Consider the following 23,421-nt stretch of genomic DNA (forward strand, 5'->3'; position numbering starts at 1 on the left):
ACGAGGCTTAGCAAAAAGAAACGACGCGCGAGTTGGAAAACCGTGCGTCGTTTCTTTTGGTTGCCACCAGACCGAATCGGTCACACGAGGATTAAGGCGTCACCACCACCTTCCCGATCACGCGACGCTCGGCCATATCCCGTAACGCACGCCCCGTATCATCGAGCGAATAGCGCGCCGACACATACGGCTTAAGCTTGCCTTCACCGATCCACTGTGTCATCTGCCGAAACGCCGCGTGATTGTGCTGCGGTTCGCGCTTCGCAAAGTCGCCCCAGAACACGCCGACCAGACTCGCGCCTTTGAGCAGCGTCAGGTTGAGCGGCAGCTTCGGAATCTCGCCGTTGGCGAAGCCGACCACCAGATAACGCCCGCGCCAGCCGATGCTGCGAAATGCCGGCTCCGCATACACGCCGCCCACCGGATCGTAGATCACGTCTGGGCCTTTGCCGTCGGTGAGCGCCTTGACGCGCTCGCGTATATCTTCGGTGCTGTAGTTGATGGTGGCATCCGCGCCGTGCTTGACGCAGGTCGCGAGTTTCTCGTCGCTCGACGCCGCCGCGATCACGCGCGCGCCGAGCGCCTTGCCGATTTCGACCGCTGCCAGCCCGACGCCGCCGGCCGCGCCGAGCACCAGCATCGTCTCGCCCGCCTGCAATGCGCCGCGATCGACCACGGCGTGATGCGACGTGCCGTACGCCAGCGTGAACGCCGCCGCCAACTCGAAGTCCACATGGTCCGCCAACGGTACGCACGCCGCGGCCGGCGCGAGCGCCTGCTCCGCGAAACCGCCCTGACCCGTGAAGGCGACCACGCGCGAGCCGGGCTTGAACTGCGTGACGTCGGCGCCGACCGCGCGCACCACGCCCGCGACTTCCGAACCGGGCGTGAAGGGCAGGGGCGGTTTGAACTGGTATTTGTTCTCGATGATCAGCACGTCGGGAAAGTTGACGGCCGCGGCTTTCACGTCGATCACGACATGGCCTGGCGGCGCTTCGAGGTCCGGCAGGCTTTCGACGACCAGGCTCTCCGGCGGCCCATATTGTTTGCAGCGAATCGCGCGCATCGTGTCTCCGTTTCGATCTGGGGTTCGCAAGTATTCTGAGTGTAAATCAATCAGCACGACCGTGCGTTTTTATTGCCTTGCGTGCGCTCGGCGAGTGCTCGATGCATGTCCGGCCGCCGATTCGCGCCAGCCTTTCACGATCCCGACGCGTGCGCATTGCATACGTCGCGCGCACGGCCCGCCGTGTCGTTCGCGCGTCTTCTTTCCTCGGTTACAATCGCCGCATGCGAATCCTACTCAGCAACGACGACGGTTATCTGGCGCCCGGCCTTGCTGCGCTTTACGAAGCGCTCAAGCCGATCGCGGACGTCACCGTGATGGCACCCGAGCAGAATTGCAGCGGCGCGTCGAATTCCCTGACGCTGTCGCGGCCGCTCTCGGTACTGCGCTCGGCCAACGGTTTCTATTACGTGAACGGCACGCCCACCGACTCGGTGCACATCGCATTGACCGGCATGCTCGACCACACGCCGGACCTCGTGGTCTCGGGCATCAACAACGGTCAGAACATGGGCGAAGACACGCTCTATTCGGGCACCGTCGCGGCCGCCACCGAGGGCATCATGTTCGGCGTGCCGGCCATTGCGTTCTCGCTGGTCGACAAGGACTGGGTGCATCTCGACGACGCCGTGCGTGTCGCCGCTGAAATCGTCGCGCACTATCTGCAGCAGCCGTTGCCTGGGCATCCGCTCCTGAACGTCAACATTCCGAATTTACCGTACGAACAACTCGGCGACTGGCGGATCACGCGGCTCGGCAAACGGCATCCGTCGCAGCCGGTGATTCGCCAGACCAACCCGCGTGGCGAGCCGATCTACTGGATCGGCCCGGCGGGCAGCGCGCGCGACGCGAGCGAAGGCACCGACTTTCACGCTGTCGCCAACGGCCACGTGTCGATCACGCCGTTGCAGCTCGACCTGACCCATACGCAAATGCTGCCCGCAGCGCGCGACTGGGCGCGCGCCGGCGGCGGCGCTTCATGACCAGCGAGCGCGCCAAGCGCTTTCCGCTCGGCCTCGAGGACCTGGTGCGCGAACCGCGCCGGCCCGAAGGACGCCCAGGCGAAATCCGCGCGGCGGCGCTCGCCGCGAGCGCGGCACTGAACGCGCGCCAGCAGCCCGCGAAGAATGCGCCGCCTGGCTCCACGGGTAAATCCCAATCCAGGCAGGCAAGGGCGCAGCCCGCGGTGCAGCTAAAACCGCAAGCCAAGCCTTCGGCGGCGACGCCGCCGAAGCCGGTGGCCGCGCCGTCCGTTAAAACGCCAGCCAAGCCGGTCGTTCAAAGTTCGACGACACGCACCGCGCCGCAGTTGGCGGCATCGGCCAAACCCGCGGCCCGATCCAACGAGCGCAGCGCCGCGCCGAATGTCGCTTTGAACGGCGCGATGGCACTTACGTCGGAACGGGTTCGCGAACGCATGGTCGAACGCCTGCGTGCGAACGGCGTGACCGATCAGCGCGTGTTGAACGCGATGTCGGTGGTGCCGCGCCACATGTTCGTCGACCCGGGTCTCGCGGTTCAGGCCTACGAAGATGCGGCGTTGCCGATCGGCCATCACCAGACGATCTCCAAGCCGTCGGTGGTCGCGCGAATGATCGAGCTGGCCGCCGCCGGCCGCGTGCTGAACAACGTGCTCGAAATCGGCACCGGCTGTGGCTACCAGGCGGCCGTGCTGAGCCAGGTCGCGCGCGAGGTTTATTCGATCGAGCGCATCAAGCCTTTGTCCGAACGCGCGAAGACGAACTTGCGTCCGCTGCGCATCCCGAACATTCGCCTGCATTACGGCGACGGACGGTTGGGACTGCCGGCGGCGGCGCCGTTCGACGCGATCGTGATCGCCGCGGCGGGACTGGACGTACCGCAAGCATTACTTGAACAACTCGCGATCGGCGGCCGTCTGGTCGCGCCGGTCGGCTCGCAGGACGGCCAGAACCAGGTGCTGACTCTGGTCGAACGCCTCGGACCCGCGCAGTGGCGCGAGTCGCGGCTTGATCGCGTTTTCTTTGTACCCTTAAAATCCGGAGTGATTTGACACCGATGAGTATGTTGCGCGCGATGCAAAGAACCACACTGAATGTCCCCATGACCGTAACCCAGCGTAGCGTGTGCGTGCTCGCCTTGTCCCTGTTGATGACGGCTTGCGCATCCCGGCTCGATCAGGCGCCGGTCGTCGACCGCTCCGGCGGCGGCGTGCTCGGCACGCAAGCCGCGCAGCCGGCCGTGCCGCTCGGACCGCCGCCGCCTGGCTACTATCGCGTGAAGCCGGGCGACACGCTGTACCGGATCGCGTTGGAGAACGGCCAGAACTACCGCGACATTTCGGCGTGGAACAATCTGACCAACCCGAATCAGATCGAAGTCGATCAGTTGCTGCGCGTCGTGCCGCCGGGTGCGAACACCGCGGCGCTGACGCCGGGCGTGTCGACGGCGCCGATCGGCAGCGGTGGTGCGGTGCAAAGCGCACCGCTCGGCAGCACGCCGCCAGCGGCGGGCGGGACTGCTGGCGCGGCCGGTGTGGCGGCGCCGCCCATCTACGGTTCCACGACGAACAACGCGTCGCTGACGCCGCCCACCACGCCCGGCGCGGCCAGCGATTCGAACGCCGGCGCGTCCGGCAACGTGACGTTCGCGTGGCCGGTGCGCGGACCGCTGCTCGGCACCTTCAACGACTCGACCAACAAGGGCGTCAATATCGGCGGCGCTGCCGGCGATCCGGTGAAGGCATCGGCGGACGGCCGCGTGGTTTATGCCGGAAATGGGCTGCGTGGTTACGGCAATCTCATTATCATCAAGCATGATGCAACTTATCTCACGGCGTATGCACATAACCGCTCTTTGATGGTAAAAGAGGGGGACGCGGTGACGAAGGGGCAGAAGATCGCCGAGATGGGCAATAGCGATTCCGACCGTGTGATGTTGCATTTCGAAGTTCGCCGGCAGGGTAAACCTGTCGACCCACTGAAGTATTTGCCGCCGCAATAAGCGATACGACCATGCCGAAATCGAAGCGCCGCCCGCCGCAAGCCGAGTCTGAGACGATCAGCCACGCTATGTCCGCTTCGGTGGAGGAAAGCGGCGCTTCGGAAGTGGAAGAAGAAGTCGCAGAAGAACGCGATCTCGACGAACGCCAGGGCGGCGCGGACGAAGCCGGCGAGACCCGTGAAGGCGCGAGCGAAGCCGCGCCGGACGCGGACGATTTCCGCGCGCTGCTGCAAGCCGAGCTGACGGCCGACACGATTCAGCACTACCTGAACCGTATCAGCGTCAAGCCGCTTCTCACCGTCGAGGAAGAGCAGAAGTATTCGCGTCTTGCCAAGGCCGGCGAATTCGAAGCGCGGCAAGTCATGATCGAGCGCAATCTGCGGCTCGTCGTCAGCATCGCGAAGGGCTATCTGAATCGCGGCGTGCCGCTGCTCGATCTGATCGAGGAAGGCAATCTCGGCCTGATGCACGCCATCGAAAAGTTCGATCCGACGCGCGGCTTCCGGTTTTCCACTTACGCTACGTGGTGGATTCGCCAGAGTATCGAGCGCGCCATCATGAATCAGGCGCGCACGGTCCGTTTGCCGGTGCACGTGATTCGCGAGCTCAACCAGGTGTTGCGCGCCAAGCGTCATCTGGAAAAAAATTCGATGAATTCCGGCGAGGCCGCCGAGCGCCGCGACGCCAGTATCGACGACATCGCCTATCTGACCGGCAAGACCACCGACGAAGTCACCGACATCCTCGCGCTGAACGAGCACACCGCGTCGCTCGACGCGCCGCTCGATCTCGATCCGGCGAGCAGCCTGCTCGATCTGCTGTCCGACGACCAGAGCCAGTCGCCGGATGCCGAAGTGCAGCACCGCGAGCTGGAAACGCTTACACGCGCGTGGCTGGCTCGCCTGTCGGACAAGCATCGTCATGTGATCGAGCGCCGCTTCGGCCTGAATCACATCGAACCCGCCACGCTCGAAGAGCTGGCCGACGAAATGGGCCTCACGCGCGAGCGTGTGCGCCAGATCCAACAGGAAGCGCTCGTGCGGTTGAAGCGCTTCTTCGCCTCCAACGGTGTTCGCAAGGACGCCGTTCTATAACCTGATGACACCGATTCTTGTTTTCGACATCGAGACGATTCCCGATGTCGCCGGCATTCGCCGCCTCGAAGATTTGCCCGCCGACCTGAGCGACGCCGAAGTCGCCGAGCATGCGTTCGCCGCGCGCCGCGAAAAAACCGGTAGCGATTTCCTGCCGCATCATCTGCAACGGATCGCGGCGATTTCCTGCGTGTTCCGCGACAACAATGGTTTCCGGGTGCGTTCGCTCGGCACGCTGGAAGACGGCGAGGCGGCGCTGGTGCAGTCGTTTTATCGCGTGATCGAGAAGTACACGCCGCAGCTCGTGTCGTGGAACGGCGGCGGCTTCGACCTGCCGGTGCTGAACTACCGCGCGCTCGTCAACGGCATTCCCGCCTGCAAGTTCTGGGATCTCGGCGAGGACGACCGCGAGTTCAAGTGGAACAACTACATCAGCCGCTATCACGCGCGTCACACGGATCTGATGGATGTGCTCGCCATGTACCAGGCGCGCGCCAACGCGCCGCTCGACGCGCTCGCCAAGATGTGCGGCTTCCCAGGCAAAATGGGCATGGACGGCAGTCAGGTGTGGCACGCGTATCAGCAAGGGCGCATCGAGGAAATTCGCAATTACTGCGAGACCGACGTCGTCAATACATACTTGCTCTATTGCCGCTTTCAACTGATTCGCGGCGCGTTTTCGCCTGCGGAGTATGCTGACGAGATCAACCTGGTCAAGAACGCGCTGGCGCTGGAAACGGCGCCGCAATGGGCCGAGTATCTGGCGGCGTTTGACCAGTAAGCCGCTTGCGGTCGGGGCGTGACGTGACTGCCCTGCGGCGGATTGCAGGGCCGCGGCGGTCCTTTTGGTCAGGATGCAACGCGCTCGTCGTCTGCGAACTCTCGTGTTGCGCTCGGCGTTGACCCGCTTGGAGCCGTTCCCGCCGTGCCGAATGAAGGGCAGGCGCGGCGCTTCGTCTACAATCTCGCCTTTCCCCAAGTTTGTCAGGAAGTCGCAGGTGTCCCGAACTGCCCCCCATCGCCGCGCGCCGAAGCGCTCCAAGACGCCCTCGCCCGCGCCGGCACATGTCGTCACCGGCAACGAGCCGGTCATCGAAATCGTTTCGCTCGATATGGAAGCGCGCGGTGTCGGCCGCACCGAAACCGAAGACGGCACGTCTGGCAAGGTCATCTTTGTCGAAGGCGCGTTGCCCGGCGAGCGCGTCAGTTATTCGACGCATCGTAGCAAGCCCAAATTCGAGCAGGCCGAAGTGGTGCAAGTGTTCCGCGAAAGCGTGATGCGCACCAAGCCGAAATGCACTTACTTCGATATCTGCGGCGGCTGTTCGATGCAGCATCTCGACATTCGCGCGCAGGTGGCCGTCAAGCAGCGCGTGCTCGAAGACAACCTGCAGCATCTGGCGAAGCTGCGCCCGGAAACGGTGTTCCGGCCGATTCATGGGCCGTCCTGGGGTTATCGCTACCGTGCGCGTTTGGCAGTGCGCTTCCTGCCGGAAAAGGGCGGCATGCGAATCGGCTTCCATGAGAAGAAGAGCAGCTACATCGCCGACATGAAGACGTGCGAAGTGCTGCCGCCGCACGTGTCGGCCATGCTCATGCCGTTGCGTTTCATGGTGCGCAAGCTGTCGATCTACGACCGCATGCCGCAGCTCGAACTGGCGGTCGGTTCATCCGTCACGGCGCTGGTGGTGCGCAACCTCGAGCCCATCACCGCTGCGGACGAGCAGGTGCTGCGTGATTTCGCCGACCAGCACAAGGTGCAGTTCTGGTTGCAGCCGGGCGGCCCGGACACGGTCACGCCGTTCTATCCGCTCGACGTACAGCTCGACTACACGCTGCCGGAATACGACATCCGCATGCCGTTCAAGCCGACCGATTTCACCCAGGTGAATCACGCCATCAACCGCGTGCTGGTGAGCCGCGCGCTGCGCTTGCTGGCGCCGGCGCGCACGGACCGGGTGCTCGATTTGTTCTGCGGGATCGGTAACTTTACGCTGCCGCTCGCGCGGATTTCGAGGGAGGTCGTGGGGATCGAAGGCAGCGAGGTGTTGACCTCGCGCGCGCTGGCCAATGCCGGGTTGAACGGCGTGGCGGGGCATACGTCGTTCGCGTGCCGCAACCTGTTCGAAGTCACCGCCGACGACATGCGCGCGCTCGGCCACTTCGACAAGTTCCTGATCGATCCGCCGCGCGAAGGCGCGCTGGCCGTTGCCAAGGCGCTGGTGGAGATCGCGCAGAGCGGCGCTGGGCCGCTGCCTAAGCGCATCGTCTACGTCTCGTGCGCCCCGGCGACCCTCGCGCGCGATGCAGGTCTGCTCGTGCATGAGGCGGGCTATCGGCTGGTGGGGGCGGGCGTGGTCAATATGTTCCCGCACACGTCGCATGTGGAGTCGATTGCGTTGTTCGAGCGGGATTGAGGGGCGCTGGCGCGGCCGCGTGGCGCCTCGGCGACGTAAGGCAACGCAACGGCACAAACAAAAACGCCACGACTTCCGTCGTGGCGTTTTTTTCCCTGCTATTTCTCAATACGCGGTGAAGCTTAGAACTGCCACCACGACTTTTCCGTACCCGGTCGTGCATGACCCGTGATGTACGGGCTGTCGGGGAAAGTGCCGGCCAGCACGCGCTTCGTGTCATCGGCCAGTTGCGGCTGGTTCAGCTTCTGATACGACAGCATCATGATGTGCAGCGCGTCTTCGATAGCCGGTGCGTTCTTGTATTGCGTGAGCGCCAGTTGCGCGCGGTTGATCGCGGCGACATAAGCGCCACGGCGGTAGTAATAATCCGCTGCGTGAACTTCGTGCGACGCCAGCGCGTTCACGATATAGCGCATGCGTTGCGCGGCGTCCGGCGCATACTTGCTGTTGGGGTACTTGTCCACCACGACCTTGAACGCGTCGTACGACTCACGCAGCGACTTCGGATCGCGTTCGCTCATGTCCTGGCCGGAGAAGCGGCCGAACAGACCGAGGTCGTCGTTGAAGTGGATCATGCCCTTCAGGTAGTACGCGTAAGCGATGTCCGGGTGATCCGGGTGCAGCTGGATGAAGCGGTCGATAGCCTGGTCGGCGGCGGCGTTTTCATTGTCTTTCCAGTTGCAGTACGCAACGTTGATCTGCGCCTGTTGCGCGAAGTGGCCGAACGGGTCGCGCCCCTCGAGCATTTCGAAGTACTTGGCGCACTTGCCGTAATCACCACCGGTCAAGGCGTCGTTCGCCTCCGTATATAATTTGTTGTTGTTCCACGTTGCCGTTTCGTCGGTCTTCTCCGGCAGGCCGTGGCAAGCCGCAACAACGGCGACGGCTGCGGCGCACGCAATGTATCCGGCCACTTTCCGGGCCGCCTTCTTGATGGCCGCCAAATTGATCGCCGCTTTAGTAATGGTGTTCAAGGCTCGCATTTTCCAGTCTAGCTTTACGTCCAGGTGACCCAGACTCAATGACCCGCTCAAATACTCCAGGCGCCGCAACCGGCGCCGGGAATAGCAACAAAGATTATAGCGTAAGCGCTGACCCCTCCGACGCGTTGGGCGTCGATTCCCTCGACGACGATCTCGGCAGCGACGCGCTCAGTGCCGCCGCTCTGCCCAGCCATGTGCCGACCGTGGCGAGCCGCGTGGCGGACGAAACGCCGCGCAGCGTCGCCGTGCCCGACGAGTTGGCCGGCGAGCGCCTCGACAAGGTGCTCGCGCGGGTTTTTCCCGAGTTCTCGCGCAATCGCCTGCAAAGCTGGATCGAGGCCGAGCGCGTGCGGATCGACGGCAAGCCCGCGAAAATCCGCCAGCCCGTTCCGCTCGGTGCGACCATCGAACTCGTGCCGGATCTGCTGCCCGAGCAACTGGCGTTCACGCCGGAGCCGGTGCCGCTCGAAATCGTCTATGAAGACGACACGCTGGTGGTCATCAACAAGCCAGCCGGCATGGTCGTGCATCCGGCGGCCGGCAACTGGAGCGGCACGGTGCTCAACGGCCTGCTGTACCGCTACGGCGACGCCGCCGCGGGCCTGCCGCGCGCGGGCATCGTGCACCGGCTCGACAAGGAAACCTCGGGGCTGATGGTGGTGGCGCGCACGCTCGAGGCGCAGACCGACCTTGTTCGCCAGTTGCAGGCGCGCACGGTGAAGCGCCGCTATCTCGCGCTGGTGTGGGGCAACATGCCCGAAGAAGGCACGATCGACGCGCCGATCGGCCGCGATCCGCGCGAACGCACGCGCATGGCCGTGGTCACGAGCGCCTCGGGCAAGCCCGCGCGCACGCATTTCCGGCGCGTCGATTCGGCGATCTGGCAGCGTCAGCCGGTCACCGCGATTCATTGCGACCTGGAAACGGGGCGCACCCATCAGATTCGTGTGCATTGCGCGCATATCGGTCATCCGCTGCTCGGCGATCCGGTGTACGGGCGGGCCCGCGGCAAGCGCTCGGTCACACCGTTGCCCGACGGTTTCGCGCGCCAGGCGCTGCATGCATGGCGCCTCGGTTTGATTCATCCGCAGACCGGCCGCACGATGCAGTGGCGTGCCGATGCGCCGGCCGACATGGAGGCGCTGTCGGCCGCGCTCGGCCTCGGCCGCGACGACGCGGGCGAGTTCGACGAGACGTACTACGAGGAAGACGACTACGACGCGTCGCTCGACGAGGACGCCGATGAAGACGGCGCCCTGGATCACGGCGACGTCGACGAACACGACGAACACGACGAACACGACGAGGACGATCACGCATGACTGCGCCCGAGCTGAGCTTTGCCGATGTCGTGCAACCCGCATGGAATGTCTCGCCGCGCGTGCGCGCGCTCGTCACGACCCGCGACGGCGGCGTGAGCGAAGCGCCGTTCGGCCGCTGGCGGAACGGCGCGGACTTGCCCGGCGGCCTGAATCTGGGCATGAAGTCCGGCGACGATCCGGCAGCGGTCGCCACGAATCGTGAACGTCTGTTGAAGCTGGCCGGCGTGAGCGAGGCCGCGTGGCTCGAACAGATTCACGGCGCCGGCATCGTGCGAGCGGAAGACGTGCTCGCACAAGCGCGTGCGACCGGCACGCCGACGCGCGCCGATGCGAGCGTCACCGATCGTCCCGGCACGGTGTGCGTCGTGATGGTGGCCGATTGCATGCCGGTGCTGTTCTGCGACGAAGCGGGCCGCGCGGTCGGTGCGGCGCACGCCGGGTGGCGCGGACTGGCGGCGGGCATCGTCGAACAGACGGCAGCGCGCGTCGCCGAACTTGCCGGAGTCGAGGCGGGCGCATTGCACGCTTATCTCGGCCCGTCCATCGGTCCTGACGCCTTCGAAGTCGGCGCAGATGTGCGTGACGCCTTCATGAACGGCGTGGACGCCGTACAACGCGAGGCGACGGCAAACGCCTTCGTCGAGCACCCGCGCAATCCCGGGAAATATCTGGCCGATCTTCCGGCGCTGGCGCGTTTGCGTCTGCAGCGGCTCGGCGTGAAGCGCATTGTTGGCGGCGATCTCTGCACGGTCACTCAGCGTGAGGGTTTCTATTCCTATCGCCGCGATCGCGAGACCGGCCGCATGGCCGCGTTGATCTGGCTGGATGCTCAGGCGCAGTCGATCGCGGATTAACCTGCGACAGGCGTCGCGCGCGGTTTTCTCGCGATCGCCAACACACCTATGCCCGCATGCATGACATCGACATGGCGCGATGTCATGCATGCAGGCATGCTTGTCTGAGCATTGCCATGTCATGCACGACCCTTGCCCGCGAGCACCCGTATGAGGGTTTATTCGGAGAAGCCCGAGCGTTTTTGCTGCACTGCCGGAATTCCGCGCGCTGGCGTAAATCTGCCGCCAAAACTGTCTGCGCGCGAACGGATAAATGCACATAAGCCTATGCAATTTGGGAGCTTTTTCCGTTCTCGTGCGACTCGAATTACGCATGTTCCAAAAGCGCGATCTTCTACACAGGGAAAACGATAATTAAAAAACTATCGCACTGCGGCAAAATCGGGAACAAGCATTGACATGCCTTGCGATGGGGAGCAAGAATGTTCCTCACGGCTCCTCGTACAAGGGACAGGGCGTGACGAGGTCGCGAGCTCTTGCTCACGTGCGCACGAACCTGCCTCTCAACCCGTCCGCAAGGACTTACCGGTCAAAAGCAGGTATGGCAGCTTCACATTCCTCAGCTTCCCCCAGCACGGACTCCTCCACGGAGCACACGCAGCAGGCCGGTACGAGCGGTGCAACACCGGCCGCAGGCATGCAGCAGTTTATCGACGCCTGGATGAACGCATGGCGTTCGCCCGGCGGCAGCAACATGCCTTTCGCCATGCCGCAGATGCCGCTGCCAATGCCTCAAATGGGCTTGCCGCAGGTTTTCCCTCAGATGCCATCGTTTCCCGGCATGCCGGACTTCAGCAAGCTGGCGGCAGGATCGATGCCCGGCATGCCGTCCTTCGCCGGCCTGAATATCCCGACCGCAGCCATTCCTTCCGAGCGTCTGCAGAAGTTGCAGGCTGATTATTCGCGCGAGGCAATGGAGCTGATCCAGCAAGCCACTACGTCAGCCACTCAGGCGCCCCAGCTCAAGGACCGCCGCTTCAGTTCCGACGCCTGGAGTTCGGCGCCGGCCTATGCGTTCACCGCGGCGTGGTATCTGTTGAACGCGCGCTATCTGCAGGAAATGGTCGACGCGCTCGACACCGAGCCCAAGGTGCGCGAGCGCATTCGTTTCGCCGTCCAGCAATGGACCGCGGCCGCCTCGCCGAGCAACTTCTTCGCCTTGAATCCGGAAGCGCAAAAGACTTTGCTGGACAGCAAGGGCGAGAGCCTGCGCCAGGGCGTGATGAACCTGCTCGGCGACCTGCAGCGCGGCAAGATCTCGCAGACCGACGAATCGGGTTTCGTGGTCGGTGAAAATCTCGCGAACACCGAAGGCTCGGTCGTGTTCGAAAACGATCTGATGCAGCTGATCCAGTACAAGCCGCGCACGGCGACCGTGCGTGAGCGGCCGTTGCTCATCGTGCCGCCTTGCATCAACAAGTTCTATATTCTCGATTTGCAACCCGAGAACTCGCTGGTCGCTCACGGGCTCGATTCGGGACACCAGGTGTTCCTGATTTCGTGGCGCAATGCCGATCAATCGATCGCGCATAAAACGTGGGACGACTACATCGGCGAAGGCGTGCTGACCGCTATCGATACGGTCAGCAAGATCAGCGGCCGCGAGCAGATCAATACGCTCGGTTTCTGCGTCGGCGGCACGATGCTCGCCGCGGCGCTGGCGGTGGCCGCCGCGCGCGGCGAACATCCGGCCGCGTCCATGACGCTGCTCACCGCCATGCTCGATTTCTCGGACACGGGCGTGCTCGACGTGTTCGTCGACGAACAGCATGTGCAGATGCGCGAGCAGACCATTGGCGGCAAGAACGGTACGCCGCCGGGGCTGATGCGCGGCCTCGAGTTCGCCAACACCTTCTCGTTCCTGCGCCCGAACGATCTGGTGTGGAACTACGTCGTCGACAATTACCTTAAGGGCCGCACGCCGGTGCCGTTCGATCTGCTGTACTGGAACAGCGACTCGACCAGCCTGCCGGGCCCGATGTATGTCTGGTATCTGCGCAATACGTATCTCGAGAATCGTCTGCGCGAGCCGGGTGCGTTGACCACTTGCGGCCAGCCGGTCGATCTGTCGAAGATCGACGTGCCCACCTTCATCTACGGTTCACGCGAAGACCATATCGTGCCGTGGCAATCGGCGTACGCGTCGGTGCCGCTCCTTAGCGGGCCGTTGAAGTTCGTGCTCGGCGCGTCGGGTCACATCGCGGGTGTGATCAATCCGCCCGCGAAGAAAAAACGCAACTTCTGGATGCTGGAAGGCGACGTCAAGACGCTGCCGGAGAACCCGGAAGAATGGCTCGATCAGGCTACCGAAGTCCCCGGCAGCTGGTGGCCTGAATGGACCACATGGCTCGACCAGTACGGCGGCAAGAAGGTGAAGCCGCGCGCCACGGCCGGCTCGGCTGAGTTTCCGGTGATCGAAGCGGCGCCCGGGCGTTACGTGCGGCAGCGGGAGTAGGTTTGAACGCGCTTCATGGCGCGGTTGTTTGCGATGTGAGTGAGCGTCTGCTTGAGTTGGCGCGTGACTAAGAGCAACGAGATTTTTAACTTGACGGGCAGCGGCGCATGAGGCCGACCGCCCGGAGGAAATGGAAATGACTGATGTTGTGATCGTATCGGCCGCTCGTACGGCAGTGGGCAAATTCGGCGGGTCGCTGGCGAAAATCGCCGCACCCGAACTCGGCGCCACGGTAATTCGCGCCGTCCTCGAGCGGGCCGGTCTGAAACCGGAACAGGTTAGCGAAGTGATCATGGGTCAGGTGCTCACGGCCGGCTCGGGCCAGAATCCGGCGCGTCAGGCTGTGATCAAGGCCGGCTTGCCTACGGCTGTGCCCGGCATGACGATCAACGTGGTGTGCGGCTCGGGCCTGAAGGCGGTGATGCTGGCGGCGAACGCCATCATCGCGGGTGACGCGGATATCGTGGTGGCCGGCGGTCAGGAAAACATGAGCGCGGCGCCGCATGTGCTGCCGGGTTCGCGCGACGGCTTCCGCATGGGCGACGCGAAGCTGGTCGACTCGATGATCGTCGACGGCCTGTGGGACGTCTACAACCAGTACCACATGGGCATGACGGCGGAAAACGTCGCCAAGGAATACGGCATCACGCGCGAGCAGCAGGACGCGTTCGCGGCACTGTCGCAGAACAAGGCGGAAGCCGCGCAGAAGGCGGGCCGTTTCGACGACGAAATCGTGCCGGTCGAAATTCCGCAACGCAAGGGCGAGCCGCTGCGTTTCGCCACCGACGAGTTCGTGCGCCATGGCGTGACGGCTGAGTCGCTGGCTGGCCTGAAGCCGGCGTTCTCGAAGGAAGGCTCGGTCACGGCGGCGAACGCGTCGGGTCTGAACGACGGCGCGGCGGCGGTGCTGGTGATGTCGGCGAAGAAGGCTGAAGCGCTCGGCCTCAAGCCGCTCGCGCGCATCAAGGCATACGCCACCTCGGGTCTTGATCCGAAGGTGATGGGCATGGGTCCGGTGCCGGCCTCGCGCCGCTGTCTGGAACGCGCGGGCTGGACGCCGGCCGATCTGGACCTGATGGAAATCAACGAAGCGTTTGCCGCGCAGGCGTGCGCCGTGAATCAGCAAATGGGCTGGGATACGTCGAAGATCAACGTGAACGGTGGCGCGATCGCGATCGGCCATCCGATCGGCGCGTCCGGTTGCCGGGTTCTCGTCACGCTGCTGCACGAAATGCAGAAGCGCGATGCGAAGAAGGGTCTCGCGTCGCTGTGTATCGGCGGCGGCATGGGTGTGGCGCTGGCGCTCGAGCGCGCCTGAGCAGGGGCGCGTGGCGGGCGCCGCGGGCGCCGGTCATGCGCCGGATGAAACGTTGCCGCGCGCTGTGGCGCGCGGTCAGCGGAGGCCTCGTCAGCCGGTCGCCCGGCGGCAGTGGAGATGAAGTACAGGCGAGGGAAGAGGCAGCCAGTCGGCGCCTCGAAAACGATAACGGAGTGTAGTTTATGACACAGCGAATTGCGTACGTAACGGGCGGGATGGGTGGCATCGGCACGAGCATTTGCCAGCGGCTGCACAAAGAGGGTTATAAGGTCGTCGCGGGCTGCGGCCCGAACTCGCCGCGCCGCGTGAAGTGGCTCGAAGAGCAAAAGGCCTTGGGCTTCGATTTCGTCGCGTCCGAAGGTAATGTCGGCGATTGGGAGTCGACCAAGTCCGCGTTCGACAAGGTCAAGGCCGAAGTCGGCGAGATCGACATTCTGGTGAACAACGCCGGTATTACGCGCGACGTCGTGTTCCGCAAGATGACGCACGAAGATTGGACGGCGGTGATCGACACCAACCTGACCAGCCTCTTCAACGTCACCAAGCAGGTGATCGACGGCATGGTCGAGCGTGGCTTTGGGCGCATCATCAACATTTCGTCGGTGAACGGCCAGAAGGGCCAGTTCGGCCAGACCAACTACTCGACCGCGAAGGCCGGCATTCACGGCTTCACGATGTCGCTGGCGCAGGAAGTGGCCACCAAGGGCGTGACGGTCAACACTGTGTCGCCGGGCTACATCGGCACCGATATGGTCAAGTCGATCCGCCCCGACGTGCTGGAAAAGATCGTCGCGACGATCCCGGTGCGCCGTCTCGGCCAGCCGGACGAAATCGGCTCGATCGTGGCATGGCTGGCATCGGAAGAATCGGGTTTCTCCACGGGCGCTGATTTTTCGCTGAACGGCGGTTTGCATATGGGCTGAGTCACCGGCGCGCCGCTCACAAGGCAGCGCGCTTCGGCTCAGATGGTTCGGCGGCGTCTCGACTGCGCAAAGGCCCGATTGCGCAGTCGCTGACGCCGTTTCCACGCTCAACTTGCGCTCAAGGGCGTTACATGACCACTACTACAAAGAAAACAGCCGAACGACTGATCAAGAAATATCCGAATCGTCGGCTCTACGATACCGAGACAAGCACGTACATCACGCTGACGGACGTCAAACAGCTCGTGCTGGATCAGGAGGATTTCAAGGTCATCGATGCCAAGAGCAACGAGGATCTGACGCGCGCCATCCTGTTGCAGATCATTCTCGAAGAAGAGAGCGGCGGCTTGCCGATGTTCTCCTCGTCGATGCTGTCGCAGATCATTCGCTTCTACGGTCATGCGATGCAGGGCATGATGGGCACGTATCTGGAAAAGAATATCCAGGCCTTCATCGACATTCAGGCGAAGCTCGCCGACCAGTCGAAGAATCTGTACGAAGGCAAGGCGATGAACCCCGAGGTCTGGTCGCAGTTCATGAACATGCAGGCGCCGATGATGCAGGGCATGATGACCAGCTATATCGAGCAGTCGAAAAACATGTTCGTGCAGATGCAGGAGCAGATGCAGAATCAGGCGAAATCGATGTTCGCAACCTTCCCGTTTACGCCGGGTGGCGCAGTTAGTGCCGGCAATCCCGGAAGTGCTCCGGCCAATCCGCAGGGTAGCCCGGAAGTTGATCCGGAGGCGGAGAAGAAGTAGGGGCGCAGATACCGGTTGCGGCGCGGGTTGCTCTGGGGTGTGACGGAACGCGCTGTCGCGTGGTCGCAGGGCCGAGATAGCTGCAGGTTGCGCGCCAGACGTATTTTCCGTGGATGGTTTTGCAACCGCAACCGTATGCGCGGCAGTCTTCGGCCGCGCCGCCTGTCATTGTGGGTGCCGTCGCTGCTACGCGTTGTGCCGCCCATCAGACCCTCGTGCACGTTCATCGCCAAGCCGGCGCCTTCAGGTTCGAAGGGGCGCTTTCGCGAGATCGGCTAGCCGTCGGATACTCCTACGGGTCCAATCCAGCCGCCGCGCCTCTGCGGGACAGCCCATGCACGAACGATGTTGCCCGGGACCGCGCGTGGTCGTCAGATCAGTCATCGAGGCTGGGTTACGGTTGGTTGATCCGAGCCCGGTTTTTTGGCTCGATCCGACACCGTCCTTTACAATGCCCGTTTGGTCCTCCCCGTGGCCTTTGCCGGCTTCTGTCACGTCGCTGGCGACGAACCTGCTTTTTTGACGTGCTCTTTGGTGTTTTTCTCGCATATGACCGACCTCGAACTGGAGATACCCGACTGTCCTTTATGTGGAAGCTCGCAGCGAAAGCGGATGTATGCCGAGCAGAGAGGCGGTCCGTTTGAGGTTTGCAGCTGTACACAGTGCAGCATGGCCTATCTGGCGCCACGAGCGTCCGAACGACAGATGCTCTCGCTTTATCAGAACGACGACTATTTCGGCGGGGGCGAGGGCGATGGGTACGAAAGTTACTCTGACCAGGAAGAGCCGCTACGCCGAACATTCCGGCGCTTATTGACGCATCTGGAGAAGCAGAAGAAAACTGGCGGTTCGCTGCTCGAAATCGGCTGCGGCTTCGGCTATTTGCTCGCTGAGGCTCGCCCGTTCTTTAGTCACACGGTCGGGACAGACTATTCCGCGAATGCGGTCCAGCATTCGAGACAATTCGCCGATCAGGTCTGCCACGGTGGCGTCGACGCGGTTCCCGGCGATGAGCGGTTCGACTGTGTGATCGCTACGCATGTCATCGAGCACGTGTATCGTCCAAAGGAATTCATCGAGGCACTGGTCGAGAAACTTAAACCAGGTGGCAGCCTGCTGATCGCGGCGCCCGATTTTGGGAGCTTCTGGAGAAAAATCATGGGAAACCGGTGGCCGTCATTCAAGTTTCCCGAACACGTCCTTTACTTTGACGTCCGCACCCTGAGCCGCTTGATGAAGGAGTGCGGTCTTTCCGGTGTCGAGGTTGTACCCTATCCGCACGCATTTCCATTGCCGCTGATTGCTTCTAAATTTGGTGTCAAAATCTCTGGAGCGCTGGGCCAATACAACATGTGGCTTCCGGCCACGACAGTTGCGTGCATTGGTCAAAACAATGCGTAAGGGTGACGATCAATCGCTGCTTTCGCTTGTGATCCCTCTGTATAGGGAAGCGAGCCACTTCGCCAGCTCAGTCAGAGAAATCATTTCGATCCTTGACGGGATTCCGATCCGTTACGAGCTTGTGCTGATCGACGACGGCTCTCCAGACAACACCTGGGAAGTGATCCAGCAGCAATGCGCGCAGTTTCCGCAAATCAAGGCTGCTCGCCTGAGCCGAAATTTTGGCAAAGAAGCGGCGTTGGCAGCGGGGCTCGAACATGTCAGCGGCGACGCCGTCGTTGTCATGGATGGCGATCTCCAGCATCCGCCGCAACTCATTCCGGAGATGGTCGCGCAATGGCGCGAGGGTGCCGAAGTCGTGGATGCCGTGAAGCGCGCACGCGCGACAGAGAGTGTTTCTGCGCGCTTCAGCAGCAGGATGTTTTACGCCATGTTTTCCAGGATGACGGGCTTCGATTTACGCGGCGCATCCGACTATAAGTTGATGGATCGACGGGTTGTCGATGCCTGGCGTGCGATGGGCGAGCGCAATCTGTTCTTCCGGGGCATGAATGCGTGGCTCGGCTTCCGACGCGTTCAGATCCAGTACGACGTGGATGAGCGGGCGGGCGGCGAGAGTGGCTGGTCGAAACTGCAACTCGTTCGTCTGGCGATGACAGCGTTTGCATCGTTTTCCTCCGCGCCGCTTTACCTGTTGATCGGTGCTGGCTTCGCCTTCGCGATCCTGGCGGTCATACTCGGGGCCCAGACGCTGTTTCACAAGCTGAGCGGCAATGCGGTGGATGGTTTTGCGACGGTCATTTTGTTGCTGCTAATCCTCGGCTGCGTATCGATGCTCGGTATGGGCCTGATCGGCATTTATGTGGCGCGCATTTACGAGGAGGTCAAGCAGAGACCGCGGTACGTGATTGCAGAGTGGAAGATGTGAATGATCACGAGGCAGTTTGTTCGATATATCGTGGCTGGTGGACTGGGGACACTCGCACACCTCGCGGTCCTCGCCGCCTGCGTCGAACTGCTCGGCTGGAAGCCGGTTGCGGGAGCCGTCGCTGGTTTTTGCGCGGCGCTACTGATCTCGTACGGCCTGAATTACCAGTGGGCGTTTCAGTCGAGGCGCTCGCGCATGGCCGGCTTCTGGCGATACGTCGTCGTCTCGCTCGGGGGGCTGTGCCTGAATACAGGCATGGTGTTCGTTCTGGTCACCTATGCTCACTGCAATTACTTCAGCGCGCAGCTTTACGTTATCGCGATCGTTCCTGTGTGTAATTTCCTGATCAACCGCTATTGGACTTTTGATGCGGCCCGACAGACGAGTGACGAACCGTCGGCCTGACAGAAGTGTCCCCGCGATTCGGTCGCGAGACGGCGCCCTGACTGGATTTCACGTACACACAAAATAAAGGAGCTTTGTTGAAGATTGATCCAAAAACTGCACATGCCTCCGTGCAATTCGAGTCGGCTCCTAGCGGGACAGGTGTGAGCGTTTCCAACGTGGCGATCTGGCGTCTGTTGGCATTGCTGACGATATCGACGGTGGCTGCATTTTATCTGCGGGCCGATATTCATGCAGTTATGCAGCGCGACGGCGCGCATTTCGTCTTCATGGCGAATAATATTGCGCACGGCGAACCGCCTTATTGGGCTTCGTTCGAGACCAAGAACCCGCTGGTGGAAATATATTGGAGTCCGTTTATCCGACTCTTTTCCGGTGCGTTCGGAATTGTCGAATCGGCCCGAATTGCCGAAGCGTTCTGGATGGCTGCCACGGCGCTTCTGATTTTTTTCGTCGTGTCCGTGCCATCGCGTGGAGCGCCGTCGCGGCAGCGGGACGTGTTGCCGATCGCAAGCGCGGTTTTACCCGCGATCGTGGTATCGCTCCTTTACGTGGTCCTTGCGCTGGATGTCCGCGTAACGGACAACGGTTTAAATATCGCGCTCTACCAGTCTTTGCCCGAGCTTGCGCTTCTCGCATTGCTGTTGCGCGTGCCTGGGAGACGGTGGTTTGCGCATGGCTTTTTGATCGGCGTCTTTGTCTTCCTTGGCTGGTTTGTCAAACAGACATCGCTTCTACCTGACGCACTTATCGTCGTTTCATGGCTGATGATCATGCGCAACCGGCTCGGATACTCATGGCTGATCGGCGGCTGCCTCGGCGCGTCGATCTGTTTGGGCGGTTTCGCGCTGCATCTGATTTTGACGGACACGTTGCAGAACTACTTGTTGGGCACCGTGAGATTTCGCGCAGGTCTTTCCCCTGTTCTGATGGACCAGTTTGTCGCGAATGCAAAAACGTCCTATCTGGTACCGCTGTGGTCGCTCGATCTGGTGCAGTTTCTTTCCGTCCATCGAGTCTGGACAGCCATCGCGATGGTGATTCTGACGCCATTGGCGGCCGTTCGTCTCTACAACACGCGATCGGAAGGCTGGACAAAGCGCCGGCTCGCCTTGGTACTTGCGATTGCGTGGATGATCGGCGCGTGGCTCCAGGCCGTTGTTGCGCTCACTTTCTTTGCGCACTATTTTCTCGCCTCGCTCGCACCTGTTGCCGTGGTGATGGGACTCCTGCTGTCGATGTCGAGCAGGCGAGTCGTTTTTACGTCGTCGGGCATTGTGCTCGTGCTCGTTGCGGGACTGATCTACAGTTACGTCGGGATGAAGCAGGTCAACGACTTGCAGAGCGCCACGGCGCCCATCAACCGTTCAACGGCTGAGGTCATGCGCTTCATTAAACCCGGCGACAAGGTTTTCAACTGGAGCGCTTTGCCTCACGTGCTGGTGGCGCAGGGCGCACCGAGTGCTTATTCGATGAATATGTGCTGGCCGTACATTCTGGCGTCGCTACCGGAAGCGACCAGAACGCAAATGCTCAAGGAGGCGCTGCGGGTGCCGCCTGATGTGGTCGTGTCGATGGACGAGCAGTCACCGCCGGATCAGGGTTTGCGCAATTATCCGATGACCGAGGCCCGGCTGAAGCAGCTTACCGGGCAGGACTATCTGCTCGTTCATACAACGGCGCCGATCGCCGGCCGATATGGCAGTCCCGTGAGCGTGTTCCGACGCAGGTAAATGGGCGGGTAGCGGCCGGCCCTGGCGTCTTGATTCGTTCCTTGTCGGGCTCGATGCATCCCGGGGGACGCCTCTAGTTCGGCCGAGGTATTCGATGAATGGCAATTGGCGGGTAAAATGGCGTTCTAGTTTCGAATTGCCGAACGCGGTCCCGTCCATCGATTCATCCGAAGTCACTCACCCAAAGCTGCTTACCAAGGCTGCGCGCATCCGACGATCTATTTCATGGCTCATCACTGCCTACCTTGCCGTCGGCAATCGCGCCATTTCCCGGCGCCCATTTCCGCATGAGCCGCCTCTATCTCGCCCCCATGGAAGGTCTCGCGGACTACGTCTTGCGTGACGTGCTGACCGGCATCGGCGGATTCGACGGATGCGTCTCCGAGTTCATTCGCGTGACGGGCTCGGCGCTTCCCACCCGCGTCTACGAGCGGGAAGCGCCCGAGGTGCTCGACGGAGCCTACACGCCCAACGGCACGCCGATGGTCATCCAGCTGCTCGGCAGCGACCCCGAATGGATGGCCCTGAACGCGGCCCACGCGGCCACCTTGTCGCCGCATGGCATCGATCTGAACTTCGGATGTCCCGCCAAGGTCGTGAATCAGCACGGCGGCGGAGCCATGCTGCTGGCCGACCCTGAACAGTTGAACCGGATCGTGTCGGCGGTACGCGCCGCGGTGCCGGCCGGCATCGCGGTGACGGCAAAAATGCGCCTCGGCGTGTCCGACACGTCGCTTGCAATCGAGTGCGCCACCGCGCTCGCGGAAGGCGGCGCGGCCTCGCTCGTCGTGCATGCAAGAACGCGGGATCATGGCTATCGGCCGCCCGCCCACTGGGAGTGGATCGCGCGGATCGACGCCGCCGTGGACGTGCCGGTCATCGCGAACGGAGAAGTCTGGACGGTGGCCGACTGGGAGCGCTGCCGCGCGGTCAGCGGTTGTGCGGATGTGATGATCGGACGCGGCGCCGTCTCGGATCCTTTCCTGGCGCTGAGAATCCGCGGACTGATGGAGCGCTCGCCATCCGACGGGGACTGGCAGGACGTGCTGAGTCACATCGCCGGTTATCTGCGGAAATTGCAGGCCCGTGTCGCTTCCCGGCACGAGCATGGGCGCGTCAAAAAGTGGCTCAGTTATCTGCAACGGACCTGGCCGCAGGCCGCCGAGCTGCATGCGGCGATCCGCCGGGTGCAGGATTCGCACGAAATTCTGGAAGTGATCGAGCGTGCTTTGGGCGTCGGCCAATTAACGGCGACACATCAATCCGGGCACCTTTCAGAGCGCGATCCGGCGGACCTCGCGGTCGTTTGAGGGCGAAAATTCAAAGACTTACGAGCGGCAGCCTTGGCGAACCGCTACAATTCAAGGTTTAACGTCTTCAAGCGGTCCCCCATGTCTGCCACACCCACGATTGTCCCGACTGCCACGCCCAAGGTCGGATTCGTTAGCCTTGGCTGCCCGAAAGCCCTGGTCGATTCCGAGCAGATCATCACTCAACTGCGCGCCGAAGGTTACGAAATTTCCGGCACATACGACGGCGCGGACCTCGTGGTCGTCAACACCTGCGGCTTCATCGACGAAGCGGTGCAGGAAAGCCTCGACGCGATCGGCGAGGCGCTCAACGAAAATGGCAAGGTGATCGTGACCGGCTGTCTCGGCGCGAAGAAAAGCGCGAGCGGCTCGGGGCTGATCGAAGAAGTGCATCCGAAGGTGCTGGCCGTGACCGGCCCGCACGCGCTCGGCGAAGTGATGCAGCACGTGCACACCCATCTGCCGAAGCCGCACGATCCGTTCGTTGACCTGGTGCCGGCCGCCGGCGTAAAACTCACGCCGCGCCATTACGCGTACCTGAAGATTTCCGAAGGCTGCAATCACCGCTGCACGTTCTGCATCATCCCGTCCATGCGCGGCGACCTCGTGTCGCGTCCCGTCGCCGACGTGATGCTCGAAGCGGAAAATCTGTTCAAGTCGGGCGTGAAGGAACTGCTGGTGATTTCGCAGGACACGAGCGCGTACGGCGTCGACGTCAAATATCGCACGGGTTTCTGGAACGGCAAACCGATCAAGACGCGCATGACCGACCTGGTCGGCGCGCTCGGAGAACTCGCCGCGCAATACGGCGCGTGGGTGCGTCTGCACTACGTGTATCCGTACCCGAGCGTCGACGAAGTAATTCCGATGATGGCCGAAGGTCCGTACAAGGGCCACGTGCTGCCGTATCTCGACGTGCCGTTCCAGCATGCGCATCCGGAAGTGTTGAAGCGCATGAAGCGTCCGGCCAACGCTGAGAAAGTGATGGAGCGCGTGAAGAAATGGCGCGAAATGTGCCCGGATCTGACCATTCGCAGCACGTTCATCGCCGGCTTCCCCGGGGAGACCGAAGAGCAGTTCCAGACGTTGCTCGACTTTATCCGCGAGGCGGAACTGGATCGCGTCGGCTGCTTTGCCTATTCGCCGGTCGAAGGCGCGACGGCCAACGAACTCGACGGCGCGTTGCCTGACGAAGTGCGCGAAGAGCGCCGCGCGCGTTTCATGGAAGTCGCCGAGGAAGTATCGGCAAAGCGTATCGCGAAGAAGGTCGGCAAGACGCTGAAGGTGCTGGTCGACGAAATCAATGCCGACGGCGGCATCGGCCGCACCGCGGCTGACGCGCCGGAGATCGACGGCGTCGTGTATATCGCGCCGGCTGCCAAGGCGTCGAAGCGCTACAAAGTTGGCGATTTCGTGTCGGTGAAAATCACCGGCGCTGACGGTCACGACCTGTGGGGCGAGGTTTAATC

The 23,421-nt window shown here is 62.4% G+C and carries 20 protein-coding genes; 18 read left to right on the forward strand and 2 right to left on the reverse strand.

Annotation, left to right across the window (positions count from 1 at the left end; translation table 11 throughout):
* Positions 1-91 precede the first annotated feature (91 nt).
* Positions 92-1,066, reverse strand: a complete 975-nt coding sequence (locus B0G71_RS09130) for an NADPH:quinone oxidoreductase family protein (protein ID WP_116141135.1) — start codon at positions 1,064-1,066, stop codon at positions 92-94.
* A 224-nt stretch (positions 1,067-1,290) separates the two neighbouring features.
* On the opposite strand from B0G71_RS09130, the gene surE reads away from it, so the two are divergent.
* From surE to rlmD, 6 genes are all read left to right on the forward strand, one after another.
* Complete coding sequence (surE, locus tag B0G71_RS09135) at positions 1,291-2,049, forward strand: 5'/3'-nucleotidase SurE (protein ID WP_116148431.1); 759 nt, start codon at positions 1,291-1,293, stop codon at positions 2,047-2,049.
* Positions 2,046-3,098, forward strand: a complete 1,053-nt coding sequence (locus B0G71_RS09140) for a protein-L-isoaspartate(D-aspartate) O-methyltransferase (protein WP_116141137.1) — start codon at positions 2,046-2,048, stop codon at positions 3,096-3,098. Before surE ends, B0G71_RS09140 begins: the two co-directional genes overlap by 4 nt.
* Positions 3,099-3,103: 5 nt before the next feature.
* The gene (locus B0G71_RS09145) at positions 3,104-4,048 is read left to right on the forward strand and encodes a peptidoglycan DD-metalloendopeptidase family protein (RefSeq protein ID WP_116141139.1); all 945 of its coding nucleotides are present in this window, start codon (positions 3,104-3,106) and stop codon (positions 4,046-4,048) included.
* Positions 4,049-4,059: 11 nt separating this feature from the next.
* The gene (gene rpoS / locus B0G71_RS09150; protein ID WP_106283539.1) at positions 4,060-5,142 is read left to right on the forward strand and encodes an RNA polymerase sigma factor RpoS; all 1,083 of its coding nucleotides are present in this window, start codon (positions 4,060-4,062) and stop codon (positions 5,140-5,142) included.
* 4 nt (positions 5,143-5,146) lie between these two features.
* Positions 5,147-5,923, forward strand: coding sequence for a 3'-5' exonuclease (locus B0G71_RS09155; protein ID WP_116141141.1), 777 nt, complete (start codon positions 5,147-5,149; stop codon positions 5,921-5,923).
* 217 nt (positions 5,924-6,140) lie between these two features.
* Positions 6,141-7,559, forward strand: coding sequence for a 23S rRNA (uracil(1939)-C(5))-methyltransferase RlmD (gene rlmD, locus B0G71_RS09160; protein ID WP_116148432.1), 1,419 nt, complete (start codon positions 6,141-6,143; stop codon positions 7,557-7,559).
* A 122-nt stretch (positions 7,560-7,681) separates the two neighbouring features.
* On the opposite strand, the gene B0G71_RS09165 is transcribed toward rlmD, so the two are convergent.
* On the reverse strand, positions 7,682-8,542 hold the full coding sequence (locus B0G71_RS09165) for an outer membrane protein assembly factor BamD (RefSeq protein WP_106283536.1): 861 nt from the start codon (positions 8,540-8,542) through the stop codon (positions 7,682-7,684).
* Positions 8,543-8,580: 38 nt separating this feature from the next.
* Here B0G71_RS09165 and B0G71_RS09170 point away from each other — a divergent pair, with 38 nt between their 5' ends.
* The 12 genes from B0G71_RS09170 to rimO all read left to right on the forward strand — a co-directional run bounded on the left by B0G71_RS09170 (position 8,581) and on the right by rimO (position 23,419).
* The gene (locus B0G71_RS09170; protein WP_116141142.1) at positions 8,581-9,864 is read left to right on the forward strand and encodes an RluA family pseudouridine synthase; all 1,284 of its coding nucleotides are present in this window, start codon (positions 8,581-8,583) and stop codon (positions 9,862-9,864) included.
* Positions 9,861-10,718 (forward strand): peptidoglycan editing factor PgeF, encoded by an 858-nt coding sequence (gene pgeF / locus B0G71_RS09175; RefSeq protein WP_116141144.1) that lies wholly within the window; start codon positions 9,861-9,863, stop codon positions 10,716-10,718. The genes B0G71_RS09170 and pgeF overlap by 4 nt, the downstream gene beginning before the upstream one ends.
* 637 nt (positions 10,719-11,355) lie before the next feature.
* On the forward strand, positions 11,356-13,173 hold the full coding sequence (gene phaC, locus B0G71_RS09180; RefSeq protein ID WP_116141146.1) for a class I poly(R)-hydroxyalkanoic acid synthase: 1,818 nt from the start codon (positions 11,356-11,358) through the stop codon (positions 13,171-13,173).
* A gap of 136 nt (positions 13,174-13,309) precedes the next feature.
* A complete protein-coding gene (locus B0G71_RS09185; protein WP_106283648.1) occupies positions 13,310-14,491 on the forward strand; it encodes an acetyl-CoA C-acetyltransferase in 1,182 nt (393 codons plus the stop codon).
* 182 nt (positions 14,492-14,673) lie between these two features.
* The gene (locus B0G71_RS09190) at positions 14,674-15,414 is read left to right on the forward strand and encodes a 3-ketoacyl-ACP reductase (protein ID WP_106283532.1); all 741 of its coding nucleotides are present in this window, start codon (positions 14,674-14,676) and stop codon (positions 15,412-15,414) included.
* A 131-nt stretch (positions 15,415-15,545) separates the two neighbouring features.
* Positions 15,546-16,175: a polyhydroxyalkanoate synthesis repressor PhaR gene (phaR, locus tag B0G71_RS09195; RefSeq protein WP_116116853.1), complete on the forward strand. Its 630-nt coding sequence runs from the start codon at positions 15,546-15,548 to the stop codon at positions 16,173-16,175.
* A gap of 669 nt (positions 16,176-16,844) precedes the next feature.
* The gene (locus B0G71_RS09200; RefSeq protein ID WP_181916744.1) at positions 16,845-17,576 is read left to right on the forward strand and encodes a class I SAM-dependent methyltransferase; all 732 of its coding nucleotides are present in this window, start codon (positions 16,845-16,847) and stop codon (positions 17,574-17,576) included.
* On the forward strand, positions 17,569-18,504 hold the full coding sequence (locus B0G71_RS09205) for a glycosyltransferase family 2 protein (protein ID WP_181916745.1): 936 nt from the start codon (positions 17,569-17,571) through the stop codon (positions 18,502-18,504). The genes B0G71_RS09200 and B0G71_RS09205 overlap by 8 nt, the downstream gene beginning before the upstream one ends.
* Entirely contained in the window at positions 18,505-18,909 is a 405-nt protein-coding gene (locus B0G71_RS09210) for a GtrA family protein (protein ID WP_116141150.1), read from the forward strand.
* Between the two features lie 143 nt (positions 18,910-19,052).
* Entirely contained in the window at positions 19,053-20,642 is a 1,590-nt protein-coding gene (locus B0G71_RS09215) for a hypothetical protein (RefSeq protein WP_116141152.1), read from the forward strand.
* A 287-nt stretch (positions 20,643-20,929) separates the two neighbouring features.
* Positions 20,930-21,952, forward strand: a complete 1,023-nt coding sequence (locus B0G71_RS09220) for a tRNA-dihydrouridine synthase (RefSeq protein ID WP_116141154.1) — start codon at positions 20,930-20,932, stop codon at positions 21,950-21,952.
* Positions 21,953-22,033: 81 nt separating this feature from the next.
* Positions 22,034-23,419, forward strand: coding sequence for a 30S ribosomal protein S12 methylthiotransferase RimO (gene rimO, locus B0G71_RS09225; RefSeq protein ID WP_116116855.1), 1,386 nt, complete (start codon positions 22,034-22,036; stop codon positions 23,417-23,419).
* The last annotated feature ends 2 nt before the right edge of the window (positions 23,420-23,421 follow it).

The sequence above is a fragment of the Paraburkholderia sp. BL27I4N3 genome (assembly GCF_003386115.1).
In the GTDB taxonomy this organism is placed as follows: Bacteria; Pseudomonadota; Gammaproteobacteria; order Burkholderiales; family Burkholderiaceae; genus Paraburkholderia.

Excerpts from the sequence above, each read along its gene's own strand:
- phaC (WP_116141146.1), top strand. The coding sequence starts at position 11,356 with ATGCAGCAGTTTATCGACGCCTGGATGAACGCATGGCGTTCGCCCGGC.
- B0G71_RS09190 (WP_106283532.1), top strand. The coding sequence starts at position 14,674 with ATGACACAGCGAATTGCGTACGTAACGGGCGGGATGGGTGGCATCGGC.
- rimO (WP_116116855.1), top strand. The coding sequence starts at position 22,034 with ATGTCTGCCACACCCACGATTGTCCCGACTGCCACGCCCAAGGTCGGA.
- B0G71_RS09170 (WP_116141142.1), top strand. The coding sequence starts at position 8,581 with ATGACCCGCTCAAATACTCCAGGCGCCGCAACCGGCGCCGGGAATAGC.
- pgeF (WP_116141144.1), top strand. The coding sequence starts at position 9,861 with ATGACTGCGCCCGAGCTGAGCTTTGCCGATGTCGTGCAACCCGCATGG.
- B0G71_RS09200 (WP_181916744.1), top strand. The coding sequence starts at position 16,845 with ATGGCCTATCTGGCGCCACGAGCGTCCGAACGACAGATGCTCTCGCTT.
- surE (WP_116148431.1), top strand. The coding sequence starts at position 1,291 with ATGCGAATCCTACTCAGCAACGACGACGGTTATCTGGCGCCCGGCCTT.
- B0G71_RS09185 (WP_106283648.1), top strand. The coding sequence starts at position 13,310 with ATGACTGATGTTGTGATCGTATCGGCCGCTCGTACGGCAGTGGGCAAA.
- B0G71_RS09210 (WP_116141150.1), top strand. The coding sequence starts at position 18,505 with ATGATCACGAGGCAGTTTGTTCGATATATCGTGGCTGGTGGACTGGGG.
- B0G71_RS09220 (WP_116141154.1), top strand. The coding sequence starts at position 20,930 with ATGAGCCGCCTCTATCTCGCCCCCATGGAAGGTCTCGCGGACTACGTC.
- B0G71_RS09130 (WP_116141135.1), bottom strand. The coding sequence starts at position 1,066 with ATGCGCGCGATTCGCTGCAAACAATATGGGCCGCCGGAGAGCCTGGTC.
- rpoS (WP_106283539.1), top strand. The coding sequence starts at position 4,060 with ATGCCGAAATCGAAGCGCCGCCCGCCGCAAGCCGAGTCTGAGACGATC.
- B0G71_RS09165 (WP_106283536.1), bottom strand. The coding sequence starts at position 8,542 with ATGCGAGCCTTGAACACCATTACTAAAGCGGCGATCAATTTGGCGGCC.
- B0G71_RS09145 (WP_116141139.1), top strand. The coding sequence starts at position 3,104 with ATGAGTATGTTGCGCGCGATGCAAAGAACCACACTGAATGTCCCCATG.
- B0G71_RS09140 (WP_116141137.1), top strand. The coding sequence starts at position 2,046 with ATGACCAGCGAGCGCGCCAAGCGCTTTCCGCTCGGCCTCGAGGACCTG.
- B0G71_RS09155 (WP_116141141.1), top strand. The coding sequence starts at position 5,147 with ATGACACCGATTCTTGTTTTCGACATCGAGACGATTCCCGATGTCGCC.
- phaR (WP_116116853.1), top strand. The coding sequence starts at position 15,546 with ATGACCACTACTACAAAGAAAACAGCCGAACGACTGATCAAGAAATAT.
- B0G71_RS09205 (WP_181916745.1), top strand. The coding sequence starts at position 17,569 with ATGCGTAAGGGTGACGATCAATCGCTGCTTTCGCTTGTGATCCCTCTG.